The organism is Exiguobacterium sp. 8A (genome assembly GCF_902506275.1).
Taxonomy (GTDB): Bacteria; Bacillota; Bacilli; order Exiguobacteriales; family Exiguobacteriaceae; genus Exiguobacterium; species Exiguobacterium profundum.
Map to the genome: position 1 here is coordinate 1,065,529 of NZ_LR733630.1, position 14,201 is coordinate 1,079,729.

A 14,201-nucleotide genomic window follows, 5' to 3' on the forward strand; every position below is an offset into this window, starting at 1 on the left:
GAATTTAGCGACCGATTTTAAATGCTGTACCTACTTCATATTCGTCATCTAATACTAAAATCCCTTTTTCTTGCGGGGCGTTCGGAAGGTTTAATTCACGGGCAGAACAAATCATCCCGTGTGAACTCTCACCGCGGAGTGCAGATGGACGGATAATCAAACCAGTCGGCATCACCGCACCCGGTTTTGCGACAACGACTTTTTGTCCGGTTGCTACATTAGGTGCGCCACATACAATCTGAACAGTCCCTTGGTCGATTTGAACTTGGCAAATCGACAATTTGTCAGCGTCCGGGTGCTTCACTGCGCTTTCGACATAACCTACGACAAACTTCGGTGTCACGTCAACCCACGAAAAATCCTCTTCAATCCCGTTGTCATTCAAGATGCTTTGCAACTGCTCCACTAATCCTACTGTCAACTCAACCGGACCATTCCATCCTGTCACATCAACATGTTGACTCGCTTGAAACAGGTTGTACCCGTTCACTTCCCCGTCTGCTGACTTGACGATTGCCACATCTCCCGTCCGCTCGACAGATTGATGATGTCTTTCTCCTTCTTTCAACAACACCATGAGTACATCACCGATTCCTTCTCGGTTGTAAAACACATTCATTTGCATACGTTCCTACGTCCCTTCTTTCAAACTCATCTCACTTATTTTATCAGATTATGTGTTCGATGGCGGGGTCTTTTTTCCGACAATGAAAATCGGTTCAAGTTCCCCCGCCTCATAGTGAAAGGCGAGTGCAGTGACGGGAATTCGACCATTTGTGAAGAAATCAAACATCAATTGCTGCATCGCATCATACCCTTGGTCATTTCGAATGTCCGCAACGATCATCACATCCTGATGTGGGACACCGACGAGCATATCCCCTTCAATCCGTCGTTCCATCAGCCGAAGAAACTCGTCATTTAACACACGAGACGCCTCGTAGCCATCGCGAGTTGATAAGAAGTAGAAGGGATTCCCAGCCACTTCGTCTTGCTTCATCTCGGTCGGTAGTTTTTTCACATTCTCACGGGCGATTCGTTCGATGCGGTCGAGCGTCATCTCATCCGAAAGGTGGCGTTCTTCAATCAATCGATACCCGTTCCCGCGGTCCAGCGCATAAAAAATAGCGGTCTCGGCCGTATGCGGAGTAAAAACAAGTGCTTCTCCATTTTTTGTCGTCTTCGAGAAGGAGTTCGAGCGAATGACAGGATAGATGCTATCTTCATTTCCGGTGAGGGAGATGTGATCGTCCGCCTTCATCGCCGATTCGATATACTCGATGACTTCATCGACGGCAACCTTACCGCGTGTCTTTGCCTTTGCTACAATCGGCGCAAGGCGAATATTGACCCCAAAACGGTCAGATTTTCGTTCGACGCGCAGCACCTCATTCTCACGGTCGTAAGAAGTACGGTATTCCTCATTAAAATGCGATTCTAGATAACGTCTTAGCTCATTCCGTTCCATGAAGACTCACCCTAATCCGTTCAAGAAAGCTTCAACCTGTTCCGGCGTCTTCCGTTCACGACCGACGTAGCGATCAACCTCTTTGCCATTTTCAAACGCAACAAAGCTTGGGATGCCAAAAACATCAAGTTCTTGCGCAAGTTCCATGAACTCGTCACGATCGACGTAATAGAACGTCCATGCTTCAAATTTCTTTTCGATTTCTGGCATGAATGGGTCAAGGAATCGGCAATCCCCACACCATGTCGCTGAAAACATAAGGACACTTTTCGCTTCTTTTGCTTCCATATATTCTGCCATTGTGGATAGTCGTTTCATGATTATCACTCCTGTTCGTTTTTTCCTCACTTATAATAGCATAAGTCAAGTCACACATTCTGCTCTGCTGTTTGTTATAATCAAAGCCGAAACTAGTTGAAACAGGTGAAGCTGAATGAAATTAACACGTGAAACGTTAAACCCTGAAATGAAACACCCTCTTGAACAGATGGTCGGTGTTTTTGGAATGCTTGCCATTTTGCGATACGGCTATTTGTTTATTGACACCGATAAAACGAGACTAGAGATCTTGATTTGGCTCGTCGTCGGTTTTGCCATCATTTATGTGCTCGAAAAATTCCTTAAGAAATTGGCACGTCACTTACCCATCATTCGAAAGCGCTTCTTGATTCCGATTTACGTGATCGTGCTCATGTTATTCCTAATCAGTTTCCGCGTCCCACGTGAGACGGTTGAGTCCGTTAAAATGTGGTTTGGAATTGGATGAAAAAGAGCAACGTTCCTCGAAACGTTGCTCTTCTTTAGTAATCAATTTTTAAATCATTCGGTTGAATCCGACCGGTTCTTCGCAAGACTGCGTATACCGCGTAGCTCAATAGAGCTGGTCCGATTATGAGGAAACCAATGACGACGAGAAAGGTGTACCAAGTAAAGCCCATTGTTTCGAGCATGACGATTGGACCGACAAGCCCACTTGTTCCCATGCCCGCCCCCGCAGCGACACTTTCCAGTTCAAACAACAGAATCGCGATTGGTGCCAATACAGCACCGGCCATTGTCGGCGGAAGGAGAATCCAAGGGTTTTTCACAATGTTCCCGACTTGAAGCATCGAGGTGCCAATCCCTTGAGCAATCGCCCCACCGACTCCGTTATCACGATAACTCGTGATGGCAAACCCGATCATCTGAGCCGCACAACCGACAGTCGCTGCACCAGCGGCAATCCCATTCAAACCGAGCATCAATGCGATGGCAGCACTTGAAATCGGTGCCGTTAACGCAAGTCCCATCAATGTCGCGACGACCACTCCCATGAACAACGGCTGTTGCTCCGTCCCCCATTCAATCCAACCACCGAGTTGCGTCATGAATAGGCCGACATACTTGCCGATATACGTTGCTGTGAAATAGCCTACGGCAATCGTAGTGAACGGCGTCACTAGAATATCTAGCTTCGTCGATTTAGAGACGAGTTTTGAGACTTCGACCGAAAGAATTGTCGCAACGTAGCTTCCTGCCGGGCCGAACTCATATCCAAATGCCCCGACAACGAGCGCAGAAAACAAAATGAGCGGTGGCGCCTCTAGCGCATAGGCGATGGCAATCCCGATTGCCGGTCCGGTCAAGCTCATGGCAACATCCCCGATTTGAATCAATGTGGCACTCATCCCTGTGAATGTCGTCCCTTCGAGCTGACCTCCGATTGTTTTCATGATCAGACCGATGATTAATGTACTAAACAAACCTAGTGCCATATAACTTAGCGCGGTCACAAAATAAAGCGACGGGCTCAATGAGATTCCTTTTTTCTTGAACATAACATATCCTCCTTACCCTTATACAAGTGTCTTGTCATAAGTAATATACATGTATAAACACCTTTATCAGTATAAGACGTTTTCATGAAATAGCAAGAACATCCACAAAAAAACCGTTCACTCATCTTTCGAGTGAACGGAATGTTTGACTTAACGAGATGGACGTAGCGTTTCAAGTGTCGAACGATCAAGTCGCTTGACTAACGCTTTGAGTAACGCTTTTGCTGCATCATAGTCATCTGTATGAAGAATTGAAGCATGTGTATGGATATAACGAGATGCGACGCCAATGACGGCTGTCGGCACCCCTTCTCCGCTCATGTGTACGCGCCCCGCATCGGTACCGCCTGGTGAGACGAAATATTGTGTTTTAATGTTTTCGTCTGAAGCCGTATCGAGTAAGAAATCACGCATTTCAGGAGACATGATCATGACGCGATCTAGAATTCGAATCAAAGCTCCCTCACCGAGCTGACCGAACTCCGTTTTACTCCCTGAGGCATCATTTGCCGGTGAAGCATCGAGTACGAGTGCCACATCTGGCTGAATCAATTCAGATGCCGTCTGCGCTCCACGTAGTCCGACTTCTTCTTGTACAGTAGCACCCGAGAACAAGATGTTCGGGTGATCGGCTTTTGTCGTTTCCTCCAACAATTCAATCGCAAGACCGACGCCATAACGGTTGTCCCAAGCTTTGGCCATAATCTTTTTCGGGTGATGAAGTGGGGTGAATGCGCTCGATGGGACAGCAGGGACCCCTGGACGTACACCCCATGACTCTGCTTCTTCTTTAGAATCTGCTCCGATGTCGATAAACATCTGCTTGATGTCCATCGGCTTACTCATCGCATCTGGTCCTAACAAATGAGGCGGTGTCGAAGCGACGACACCCGGGATTTTACCGTTCGACGTGATGATGTCGAAGCGTTGTGCCATGAGCACTTGGCTCCACCAGCCACCGAGTGGTTGTATGTAAAGCATGCCGTTCTCGGTAATCCGTGTCACCATAAAAGCGACCTCATCCATATGTCCGGCTACCATGACTTTCGGTCCCGACTCATCTCCGACACGTTTCCCAAAAATTGATCCGATGCCATCCGTGACAATCTCATCTGAATGGGGTTCAATTCGTCCACGTACAAATTGACGAACTTCAGACTCGAACCCAGGAGCTCCTGGAAGTTCTGTTAGCGTCTTAAATAAATCTCTCGTCTTCTGATCCATCTTTCATCATCCTTTCCTAACCGTTCTTGTCTCATTATATACAAAAGTTTTGACAGGATGCGAATGCTTTTCATTCCATTCGGGTACAGGTTTTGGTACGATGTACATGATAGCCATAGTTCAAGGGGAGGTAGTCATATGAAAAAAAGGTATTGGTTTATTGGAATCGGGGTTGCCGTCATTGCCGCACTTATGACGAAAAAAGCTTTAGATGAACGTAGCTTATCTGCAGAAAACGCGTTAGAGTACACAAAACGTGCTTTCTCAGCAAAAGGTCATGTCCAAGGGGCATGGATTTCTGCATCACCGGAGATCTACACATACGACGGCCGTGAATACGACGTCTACAAAGGTGGCATCTCGGTTCTTGAGAACGATGAAGAGAAAACATATGAGTTTACAGTCGACTCTGAGACTGGCGCATTACTCGAATATGCATGATACGAAACCGACGAATGATTCGTCGGTTTTTTTGTTTAGTTCCCTTGAAAGAGTGGAAAATTGAAATTGGTAGTTTTCAATTTAAAAAAGGAGTGATCTCGCGTGAAGAAGCTAATCGGTGAAGCAAGTGAACTCGTATCGCAAATGGTTGAAGGGATGGTCCATGCCCATCCTGAAGTGTATGGTCGAGTCGACGGTGTGAATGTCATCTGTCGGGCTGACGGAGCGAAGTCTGGAAAAGTCGGTCTCGTCTCTGGAGGCGGTAGTGGTCACGAGCCAGCACACGCCGGATATGTCGGGGACGGTATGCTCGATGCGGCAGTTTGTGGGGAAGTGTTCACCTCTCCTACTCCGGACATGGTGCTTGAAGGAATCAAAGCAGCTGACGGTGGAAACGGCGTTCTCTTGATTGTGAAAAACTATTCCGGCGACGTGATGAACTTTGAGCTCGCCGCAGAACTGGCCGAAGGAGACGGCATCAAAGTCGACCACGTCGTCGTCGCAGATGACGTCGCCATTTCGAACAAAGAAGATCGCAGAGGGGTTGCCGGAACCGTCTTCGTCCATAAAATCGCGGGAGCTGCCGCTGCTAGCGGGAAGTCACTCGAAGAAGTCAAATCCATCGCCGAGAAAGTAGCGTCTCACGTTCGCTCCATGGGGATGGCAGTCGAACCTTGTTATATGCCGGTGAGCGGTAAACCTGGGTTCGACTTGAACGAGGAAGAGATGGAGATTGGAATCGGGATTCACGGGGAACGAGGTGTTGAACGGAAACCGACGAGTGATGTCGACCAAATCGTCGACGACCTCCTCAGTCACCTGAAAAAAGAAGTCGAGCCAGGAGAAGTTGCCGTCATGGTGAATGGAATGGGTGGAACGCCACTATCTGAGCTGTATGTGACGTATCATTTCGTTGCAGAAAAACTTGAAGCTGCTGGATATACCCTCAAACGAAAGTATGTCGGTAACTACATGACTTCACTCGAGATGCATGGGTTCTCCATCACGTTACTCCCTCTCGATGATGAGATGACGACGTATCTCGACGCTCCTTCAGCAGCACTCGGATTCAAAATTTGATAAATGAGGTGTTTGGTTTATGTTGACGATTGATCGGATGAAGCAGGCGTTACGCGACGCACAAGTTGGCATCGAAGAGCAAAAGGATACGTTGACCGATTTAGACCGGGCCATCGGCGACGGTGACCATGGGATCAACATGTCTCGTGGTTTTGATGCGGTCTCTACAATTTTAGATGAGGACTATGATTCTCTTGGAGCACTTAGTAAAAAGGTCGGGATGACCCTCATGTCGAAAGTCGGCGGTGCGGCCGGACCTTTATACGGTTCAGCTTTCGTGAAGATGGCAAACAAGTTCGGGGATGCGACCGAAGCGGACTTTGGCTTACTCAAGGAGGCACTTCAGGAAGGTTCGAATTCTATCAAAGCACGAGGGAAATCGGAAGTCGGCCAAAAAACGATGGTCGACGTGTGGGACCCGTTCCTCGAGCAAGTCCAACAAGGGGAAGATTATAAACAGAAATTAGACGCGCTTGTCCAAAAAACAGAAGATATGGTGGCCACGAAAGGAAGAGCCTCTTATTTCGGAGAAAACTCTCGCGGAACCGTTGATCCGGGTGCCCTTTCTAGCTCAATCCTTTTGGCCGCGATTATGAAGGAGGTCGATTGACATCGTTGAATTGATCATCGTCTCGCACAGCGCAAAAATTGCGGAAGGCATCCAAGATTTGATGAAGGAAATGGCACCGTCCGTGCCCATTCATCTAGCTGGTGGTCTTGAGGATGGCGCTATCGGAACGGATGTAAATCGCATCTTATCAGCGCTCGATCAGGTCGAAGGAGAAGCACTTCTCCTCAGTGATATCGGATCGGCGACAATGAATGCGGAACTCGCCATCGATATGTACGAAGGTGACAAACATGTCGAATTTTTTGATGGTCCAATTGTCGAGAGTGCCTTCATCGCCTCCGTTTCTTCAGGAAATGGGATGTCACTAACTGATATCGTCGGACAGTTAAAACAACAGTAAAAAGTACCCCGTTCTCTTGAACGGGGTACTTTCATGTCTTATCTTGGGTTGTCATTCTTTTCATATACGGCATTCATATATGAACTTGTTGAATAGAAACGTGGTACAACCAAGAACAAAATGAGTGCTGGAATCGCAATCAATAGAAGCAAGACCAATACCGGTAACCAATAGACGATCTGTTGACCGAGCATGTCGATGTTCGCGTCCGCAAACTCTGAGGCTCCTTCTACTTCTACGAGATCCGCTGATGTAAGAATCTTGTTGTCTGTCGCATCAAAGTAATGGTACTCGGTTTTACGTGTGATGAAGATCCCATCACGAATCGTATCGAGCTCTACGACAGCCGCGATGACTTCGTTGCCGTTTGAATGGCGAAGCGTCTCTTCTTTGATGATTTCAGCTGTTCCTTCTTTATAGTCATAATGCGTTGCTTTCAAATCCTCTTCGAGAGCGTCTAAGAACGCTTCGTTCGCTGAGGTATTCATTGGTGCGATTGTTAGAATGAAGATTACTGCAAGCAGGCTTGCCCATGCTTTTTTCAACATCCCCATGTTCCCCCTTCTCTTATTCCAGTTTAGCGTCATTCCTATTGTACCAAGAAGAAAGAAAAAAGTGTGAAGAAAATACTATTAAAATAAGAAAAAAGCGTGTCAATTTTTCGGACGGAATACGGCTTCCATTCGGTAAATCGGCTGACCGAGCGCACTAAAGCGCTCTTCATACTCTGTTCGAATATTATCTTCTGGTTCATTGACATGTAAATCTAGTGAAATTTCTGTGAAGAACATCCCGTATTGACTCATACTCTGAAGCGAATATTCAAACAATCCACGGTTGTCCGTCTTGAAATGAATCTCTCCTGCTTTCGGAAGAATCGCCTCATATGTCGCCAAAAACGTCTTATATGTTAGACGTCGTTTCGCATGTCGTGTCTTTGGCCACGGATCGGAGAAGTTTAAGTATACGCGATCGACTTCCCCCGCTTCAAAGTAGTCGACGAGTCGTTTCGCATCGACCGTCAATACTCTCACGTTCGGCATCGGGGTTTCGACTAATTTTTGTACGATGGAAACGGCTACGCTCTCAAACAACTCGATTGCAATGAAGTTCACATCCGGGTGTTGTTTCGCCATCCCTAAAATAAATTGTCCTTTTCCTGAACCGACCTCGATAAAGAGCGGGTGGTCATTCCCGAATTCAGTGCTCCAGTTACCTTTCAACTGTTCAGGATGTTGAATAAATACATGTTCTTGAGCTTCCATATATTCTTTTGCCCAAGGCTTATGTCGTAAACGCATGAAAATCCTACCTTTCGTTCATCAAATGTTCAAGTTTAATGGGAATATGCACGTTACGGACGAGCAGTCCTCTTGCGATTATACACGAAATCATAGTTTAATGAACGTGAATCATCCTTCACAAGGAGGTTAAATACAATGAGTACTTTAGATCAGTTCCTTATTTTTTATGCAGCTCCACTGACGTTTTTTGCTGGTGTCATCGCAACGTTCGTTTGGGCTTACTTTATGAATCCAGATGACATTTAACACATTCAAAAAGGGGTGGCGAACAGCCATCCCTTTTAATTGATTCGTTCGTACGCCTCATCCATCAGCTCACGTAATACATGAAATCCTTCAGTTCGCGCAGAGTCATTCTCTTCCCCATAGATTGTCAAAATCGTCTGGGCGATTGCATACCAATGCATTCGATTATGGAGCTCACTCGAGACACGTACCCCGTAATGAGAGAACCAGCGCTCCCACTCCACTTCATCTATATAGCTATATACAACCATCGCCAAATCGAACGCGCGGTCTGCAATGATCGCATCATCCCAATCCGTCAAGTAGAGTAGGCCGCTCTCATCCTCAATCCAATTATTATGGTTTAAATCAGAATGACAGACGACGAATTCTTGCTCGTCGACTTTTGGCAAATGGTGTTTTAGCCATTGAATGGCTTCTCCGATGATTGGGTCTGTTTCATCTTGTTCATATGCCTCACACTGACGGAGCAACAAGTGCGGCGTCACCGGTGTGTGGTTAAGCTGTTGCAACATGAATAATAGCTCTTTCGAGTTATGAATCTTTCCGAGTTGCGCCGCGACATCAGGTCGTTTCATATCTTCTGGTGAAAGTTCGCGGCCTTCGATAAATTGTTGGGCGCTTAACACGTCCCCATTAAACATTCGCTTTGTCCAAAGAAGCTTTGGTACGATTCCTTCCGCTGACAAGATCGCCAAAAACGGAGAAGAATTTCGTTTGACAAAAATCTTCTGTTGGCGCGTCGTCGCTACATACGCTTCGCCCGTAATGCCTCCGGCTGAAGCGACTGTCCACTCTTTCCCGAGCGCACCGACTATATCTGAATACATATTCATCACGCTCAAATCTTACTTGAATTAAAGAGATACAATCAACATCTTAACACGCGAGAATCGTCATTGACAACGACTCGACTTGAATGTGTGTTGGGTTTCGTGCGAGCGGAACGAGACTCGCCGTTTCTCCTTGAACGTATACGTTCCATTTCGCATCGCTCTCGAATGAAAGCGAGTCGAACGTACCGTTCACATAGACGCGTACCCGTTGCCACGCATCATAAGAATGACTGGCCGTCAATTCATAGATAATGACGCCAGGAGGAGATGGGAGAAACGTGAAATGGTCAATGACTTCTTGTCTGGAATCATACCGGAAACATGTATGGAGTCGCCGTAACTTCAAGAGTGTCTTCACATACTCGATGTCTTTGATTCGTGTGTCACGAAGATCCCAATCAAAATGATTGATGTGATCGGGTGAATTATAGCTATTTTCGACACCCTGTTTCGTCCGCCCAAACTCTTGACCGGCATGGATGAACGGGATGCCTTGGGATGTGATGACGACCGCATTAGCAAGACGTTGCATGGCAAGACGAGTCGTTTCATCGACTCCTTCACAAGACAACATTAATTTGTCATAGATCGTATAGTTGTCATGGGCTTCGGCATAATTGATGGAATAAGTCGGACTCGGGAAACGACCGACCGTTACGTTCGGAATATGGACGGCTCCAGTAAGACATTCTCGAAGTTCCCACTCTCGCCACTCATTCCCGGAGATGAATCCACGTTCCCTGTCATTAAACGTCGACCCCTTCAACGCATCCCGAATCATATCGTTGAAGTGTCCGATTCGAGGCATGCGTGCAGCATTTTGTGACGTCGCCTTCAATGACTGTCCAAGCGGTGTCGCTAAGTCCCACCCTTCTCCATAGACGAGAATTGAGGGATCAACCTTATCGAGCGCGGCCCGTACTTGATTCATCGTTTCGACATCATGAATCCCCATTAAATCGAAGCGGAACCCATCCACTTGATAGGTTGTTGCGAAATACGTCACGAAGTCGACAATCATACGTCGCATCATATAGCGTTCTGACGCCGTGTCATTCCCGACACCGGTTCCGTTCGCTATCGTCCCGTCGTGCTCGTATCGAAAATAATAGTATGGTACGAGCGCTTCGAGTGGGGATTGTTCTCGAATATAAATATGATTCATCACGACGTCTGTAACGACTCGAAGACCCGCTTGATGCAAGTCAGAGACGAGTGTCGCATATTCGAACACACGACTCATCGGCACATCCGGTCTTGAGGCATAACTTCCTTCAAGTCCGAACCAATGAATCGGGTCATAGCCCCAGTTGTACGGCATACGCGTTGTCTCATCGACACTTCCAAAATCATGGACAGGAAGCAACTGGACATGGGTCACGCCAAGTTCTTTTAAATAGTCGAGTCCGGCACTATTGCCTTCTTTCGTCCGAACTCCTTTTTCAGATACCCCACCGTATAGTCCTTTCAATTGACTCATCGATGAGGGATGGCTTGTAAAATCCCGGATGTGAAGTTCATAGATGACGGCATCCGTTGCCTTCCATAAAGGGGGGCGCGCGGCTCGTTCGACCTGTTTATTGACAAATCGTGAGACATCTTGTAGTACGCCATACTCACCGTTCAAACTGACGGCTCGCGCATAAGGATCGACGACTTGCCTCGTATCGACCGGTGTTTTCACTTCTAAGCGATAAAACATACCTTGGAACGCTTGTGGTATTTCACCACTCCATTCCCCGCGTGCGCCGCGGTTCATGTGAAATCGCTCAATTTCTCTGTGATTCGTATCATCATGCACTGTAATCCACATGGATAAAGCAACCGGAGACCATACCGTCACTTCCATTCCGTGCGGCGTAAACGATACGCCGAGTGGACCATCATATGAGAAACGACGTTCGAATTCCTCTGATCGGACGATTTCTCGTGGTACGACAACCGTCGTCTTATGACCCGGATGGCAGACGGTGTACAACGTTTCTAAAGAGATTGGTTCGTTTAAACGAAGGATTTGTTCGATCTTCCCGGATTCCGTCACAAACTGTTGCTCGACGAGATAGTCGACCGGGCGTCCATTCTGTTCGATTTGTACTGGAACGGATTCATATTCGCGCACAATCTCAAGTTGTATGGTCTCAAATGATACGAAAGACGCGCTCTCGATGGTCACATGTGAGGCGGTCTTTTGATCTGGTGTGTGATGCATATGCGTCCCTTCCTCTCAATCACTGATCCATGAATTGACGAAACGGCAACTTGGCAGTCACTTCTAATATGGTAGCAACGTCACGAATCTGCTGTGCTTTTACAATCGGTGCACGACCGTTCACTTGTTTCATCCATTCCGTATATTCATTACGACCGATATATTGGGTCGATCGAACACTTGGAACGTTATCAAAATATCCATTTGTCGCAATGACGACTTTTTGTAGCACGCCCGCATAATGCGGTAGAACTTGACGAATCAGTTCCTCTGTCCGTGTCAATGCAATCAGCGGGTTCACTACACGGGTATTTTCCCCTTTCAGCGGTTGATGAACCCATGTCTTCTCTTTCGATATGTGATAGATGCTTCGATCGCCTTCAAGCCATTCTACGATATAAAGGTGCGTCGGTCCGACGATGACATGACTCAATTCAACCATCGCACCATTCCATTCGATGACCGGTCGATACAAGAAAAAGTGTCGTTCGTTCCAATCGGTGCGCATCACACGATAAGCGAAGTCACGAATAAACGCCAGATGCGGTAAATCTGTCTCAAGCACCCCTTCACAAGCGAATTGAAGCTTTTGGATATGCCGGCGCTCTCGTAACAACTTTTGATATTGTGATTCAGAGAGCGGCTTCGGCTCCAATTCGATTCGTTCCGTCTTCGCCCAAAACTTCCACCACGGTCGGTCAATTTCGAGCACTTCGACCGGGTTTAAGCGATTGTTTTCATGAAGGCGCTGTAGACGTGCCGTATCGGACTCCACATATTCCAAATAACGATTATATTGATCTAATACATCACGTTCATATTTTGAGATTACGTCAAAAATTTTAACCGGGATTGCCATATATCCTCCTCTGGCCGTCTTAGCGGAAATACGTCTACTGCTCGATAGGCAGGTGTATGAGTCGGCTGTACTTCATATAAAATTAATTCTTCTACTGATTCCGTCGCGTGAAATTCAGGGGGGACGTACGGGACACGCTCCCCTTCGCCCCATTTTTTAGCGAGCGTCACGTGAGGGACAAACGACTTCCGGTCCAATCTTGGAATCACATCAACTAGTTCATGGCGGAGGGTATGCGCCAACCGTTGAAGGGGTTCGGAGTCATCCGGAACGATGGTCAAAACGCGGGGCCGATCTGGTCGCCCAAAATGGTCGATAGCTCGAAACTCCAACGTGAATGGTAATGTTTTCTCGCAAATTCTACGCGTGATTTCTTTTACTTCGTCTAATTCATCCCCATCCACGCTTCCTAAAAATTGCACTGTCATATGGAACTCTTCCGGTCGATAGATTCTTCGATACGAATAATAAGGTAAGATGGTTTGCTGTACGTCAACCAATTCAGTCGCTTCAATGGGAATCGCAATAAAGTAATGCGTACTCATCTCATTCATCCTTTCAGGGTGCGACGTGACATTCCGATCCAAATCAACGCTCCTAGTGCCGTGACGATGGTATACATCCAAAACACGCCTAAAATATCGTCAAGTTCAATGATTTTACCACTCAGCATATTAAATCCAGCTGTCGCAAGCCCGGACGTCAATGCCATATATACCCCGATGGCCGTCGAGGAAACTTGCCGATCGACGAGCGTCCGAACGAATTGAAGTGCGACGGGAATCAAAAGTCCAACGACGAGACCTTGTGCAATCGCAAGGAGCCACACAACCCAAATCGGTGGTTCTAACGCAAGTACCCCGTTCCGAACTGCCGAAATGATAGCCGCCCCGACAAGAACGCTGACGTTTCCATAGCGTTCAACCAATTGGGACGCCACTTTCATAAACGGGATTTCAAATAACACTGCCACGAGGAATAGCGTTCCGACCAACGTCGTCGAGCCACCGCTGTTCGTCACGTAAAGACCGAAATAATAGTTATTCGCGTAAATCGGGCCGAAGACGAGCATCCCACCACATAAAAAGAACACAAAGTGTTTGTTCCAAACAGCCGTCCATGAGAGCGGCGCCAACGTCACATCGCGAATCGAACTTTTCTCTGGAATCATTCGAACAAATACGCTGCCAAGGATGAGTAAAATAGCACTCAACACGAATGTACTAGCTAGTCCCCACGTGCTATCAGAGATTCGTCCCATTGCAAAGACGGCAATGGCAAATCCCGCTGATCCAAAGAGTCGAATTGCACCGTAATCAACTTTCGACCGCGTCGTATAGTCGAGTGTCATCATGTCCACAAGCGGGATGTGAGCACATTGGAAAACGGACCAAATCACCATAAGTATGACAATCCAAATGTAAGAGGTCGCCACTAAAAACGTGAGAGAAATGAGTGCGGCGCTCAGCATCGCCAAAATCAACCAGGCACGGACTCTCCCCGTCCGGTCGGTCAACATCCCCCACAATGGTTGCACGCCGATGGATAGAATCGGTAAGATGGCCACCACAATCCCGACTTGGCTAGGTGTCAACCCAAACTTAGTTTGTGAAAAGTATAAGGTCATATAAGGGATCAATGCCCCTTGCGCGAAGAATATCGCGACGTATACAGACTGAAACAATCTTTTTTGCGAATCCAATGATAACTTCCTTCCTAAAGGACAGAGAGCCGACTATACCAGCC

The 14,201-nt window shown here is 47.1% G+C and carries 17 protein-coding genes; 5 read left to right on the forward strand and 12 right to left on the reverse strand.

Features of this window, described 5'->3' with window-relative positions:
- Nucleotides 1-4: 4 nt before the first annotated feature.
- The 3 genes from ytpR to GVY42_RS05495 are packed head-to-tail and all read right to left on the reverse strand — an operon-like array spanning nucleotide 5 to nucleotide 1,786.
- Complete coding sequence (gene ytpR, locus GVY42_RS05485) at nucleotides 5-619, reverse strand: YtpR family tRNA-binding protein (RefSeq protein ID WP_159562551.1); 615 nt, start codon at nucleotides 617-619, stop codon at nucleotides 5-7.
- Between the two features lie 54 nt (nucleotides 620-673).
- Nucleotides 674-1,468: a DUF1444 domain-containing protein gene (locus GVY42_RS05490; protein WP_159562552.1), complete on the reverse strand. Its 795-nt coding sequence runs from the start codon at nucleotides 1,466-1,468 to the stop codon at nucleotides 674-676.
- A gap of 6 nt (nucleotides 1,469-1,474) precedes the next feature.
- The gene (locus GVY42_RS05495; RefSeq protein ID WP_159562553.1) at nucleotides 1,475-1,786 is read right to left on the reverse strand and encodes a thioredoxin family protein; all 312 of its coding nucleotides are present in this window, start codon (nucleotides 1,784-1,786) and stop codon (nucleotides 1,475-1,477) included.
- Between the two features lie 115 nt (nucleotides 1,787-1,901).
- Here GVY42_RS05495 and GVY42_RS05500 point away from each other — a divergent pair, with 115 nt between their 5' ends.
- Entirely contained in the window at nucleotides 1,902-2,234 is a 333-nt protein-coding gene (locus GVY42_RS05500) for a hypothetical protein (RefSeq protein ID WP_159562554.1), read from the forward strand.
- Between the two features lie 34 nt (nucleotides 2,235-2,268).
- On the opposite strand, the gene GVY42_RS05505 is transcribed toward GVY42_RS05500, so the two are convergent.
- A complete protein-coding gene (locus GVY42_RS05505; protein ID WP_159562555.1) occupies nucleotides 2,269-3,285 on the reverse strand; it encodes a PTS transporter subunit IIC in 1,017 nt (338 codons plus the stop codon).
- A 150-nt stretch (nucleotides 3,286-3,435) separates the two neighbouring features.
- Nucleotides 3,436-4,509 carry a M42 family metallopeptidase gene (locus GVY42_RS05510; protein WP_074036464.1) on the reverse strand — a complete coding sequence of 358 codons (1,074 nt, stop codon included), beginning with the start codon at nucleotides 4,507-4,509 and terminating at the stop codon, nucleotides 3,436-3,438.
- 138 nt (nucleotides 4,510-4,647) lie between these two features.
- On the opposite strand from GVY42_RS05510, the gene GVY42_RS05515 reads away from it, so the two are divergent.
- The 4 genes from GVY42_RS05515 to dhaM all read left to right on the forward strand — a co-directional run bounded on the left by GVY42_RS05515 (nucleotide 4,648) and on the right by dhaM (nucleotide 7,001).
- The gene (locus GVY42_RS05515) at nucleotides 4,648-4,950 is read left to right on the forward strand and encodes a PepSY domain-containing protein (protein WP_012726763.1); all 303 of its coding nucleotides are present in this window, start codon (nucleotides 4,648-4,650) and stop codon (nucleotides 4,948-4,950) included.
- A gap of 102 nt (nucleotides 4,951-5,052) precedes the next feature.
- Nucleotides 5,053-6,030, forward strand: a complete 978-nt coding sequence (gene dhaK / locus GVY42_RS05520) for a dihydroxyacetone kinase subunit DhaK (protein WP_074036462.1) — start codon at nucleotides 5,053-5,055, stop codon at nucleotides 6,028-6,030.
- A 22-nt stretch (nucleotides 6,031-6,052) separates the two neighbouring features.
- On the forward strand, nucleotides 6,053-6,640 hold the full coding sequence (dhaL, locus tag GVY42_RS05525) for a dihydroxyacetone kinase subunit DhaL (RefSeq protein WP_370148738.1): 588 nt from the start codon (nucleotides 6,053-6,055) through the stop codon (nucleotides 6,638-6,640).
- Nucleotides 6,641-6,650: 10 nt separating this feature from the next.
- Complete coding sequence (gene dhaM, locus GVY42_RS05530) at nucleotides 6,651-7,001, forward strand: dihydroxyacetone kinase phosphoryl donor subunit DhaM (RefSeq protein ID WP_256369426.1); 351 nt, start codon at nucleotides 6,651-6,653, stop codon at nucleotides 6,999-7,001.
- A gap of 38 nt (nucleotides 7,002-7,039) precedes the next feature.
- Here dhaM and GVY42_RS05535 read toward each other — a convergent pair whose 3' ends face one another.
- The 7 genes from GVY42_RS05535 to GVY42_RS05565 all read right to left on the reverse strand — a co-directional run bounded on the left by GVY42_RS05535 (nucleotide 7,040) and on the right by GVY42_RS05565 (nucleotide 14,157).
- On the reverse strand, nucleotides 7,040-7,549 hold the full coding sequence (locus tag GVY42_RS05535; protein ID WP_230872823.1) for a hypothetical protein: 510 nt from the start codon (nucleotides 7,547-7,549) through the stop codon (nucleotides 7,040-7,042).
- A gap of 105 nt (nucleotides 7,550-7,654) precedes the next feature.
- Nucleotides 7,655-8,302, reverse strand: coding sequence for a tRNA (guanosine(46)-N7)-methyltransferase TrmB (trmB, locus tag GVY42_RS05540; protein WP_012726768.1), 648 nt, complete (start codon nucleotides 8,300-8,302; stop codon nucleotides 7,655-7,657).
- A gap of 284 nt (nucleotides 8,303-8,586) precedes the next feature.
- Nucleotides 8,587-9,381 carry a phosphotransferase family protein gene (locus tag GVY42_RS05545; protein WP_159563652.1) on the reverse strand — a complete coding sequence of 265 codons (795 nt, stop codon included), beginning with the start codon at nucleotides 9,379-9,381 and terminating at the stop codon, nucleotides 8,587-8,589.
- A gap of 49 nt (nucleotides 9,382-9,430) precedes the next feature.
- Nucleotides 9,431-11,596, reverse strand: a complete 2,166-nt coding sequence (gene pulA, locus GVY42_RS05550; protein ID WP_074036459.1) for a type I pullulanase — start codon at nucleotides 11,594-11,596, stop codon at nucleotides 9,431-9,433.
- 19 nt (nucleotides 11,597-11,615) lie between these two features.
- Entirely contained in the window at nucleotides 11,616-12,455 is an 840-nt protein-coding gene (locus GVY42_RS05555) for an NERD domain-containing protein (RefSeq protein WP_078147217.1), read from the reverse strand.
- The gene (gene thpR, locus GVY42_RS05560) at nucleotides 12,425-13,000 is read right to left on the reverse strand and encodes an RNA 2',3'-cyclic phosphodiesterase (protein WP_159562557.1); all 576 of its coding nucleotides are present in this window, start codon (nucleotides 12,998-13,000) and stop codon (nucleotides 12,425-12,427) included. Before thpR ends, GVY42_RS05555 begins: the two co-directional genes overlap by 31 nt.
- Nucleotides 13,001-13,005: 5 nt before the next feature.
- A complete protein-coding gene (locus GVY42_RS05565; RefSeq protein ID WP_159562558.1) occupies nucleotides 13,006-14,157 on the reverse strand; it encodes an MFS transporter in 1,152 nt (383 codons plus the stop codon).
- Nucleotides 14,158-14,201: the final 44 nt, after the last annotated feature.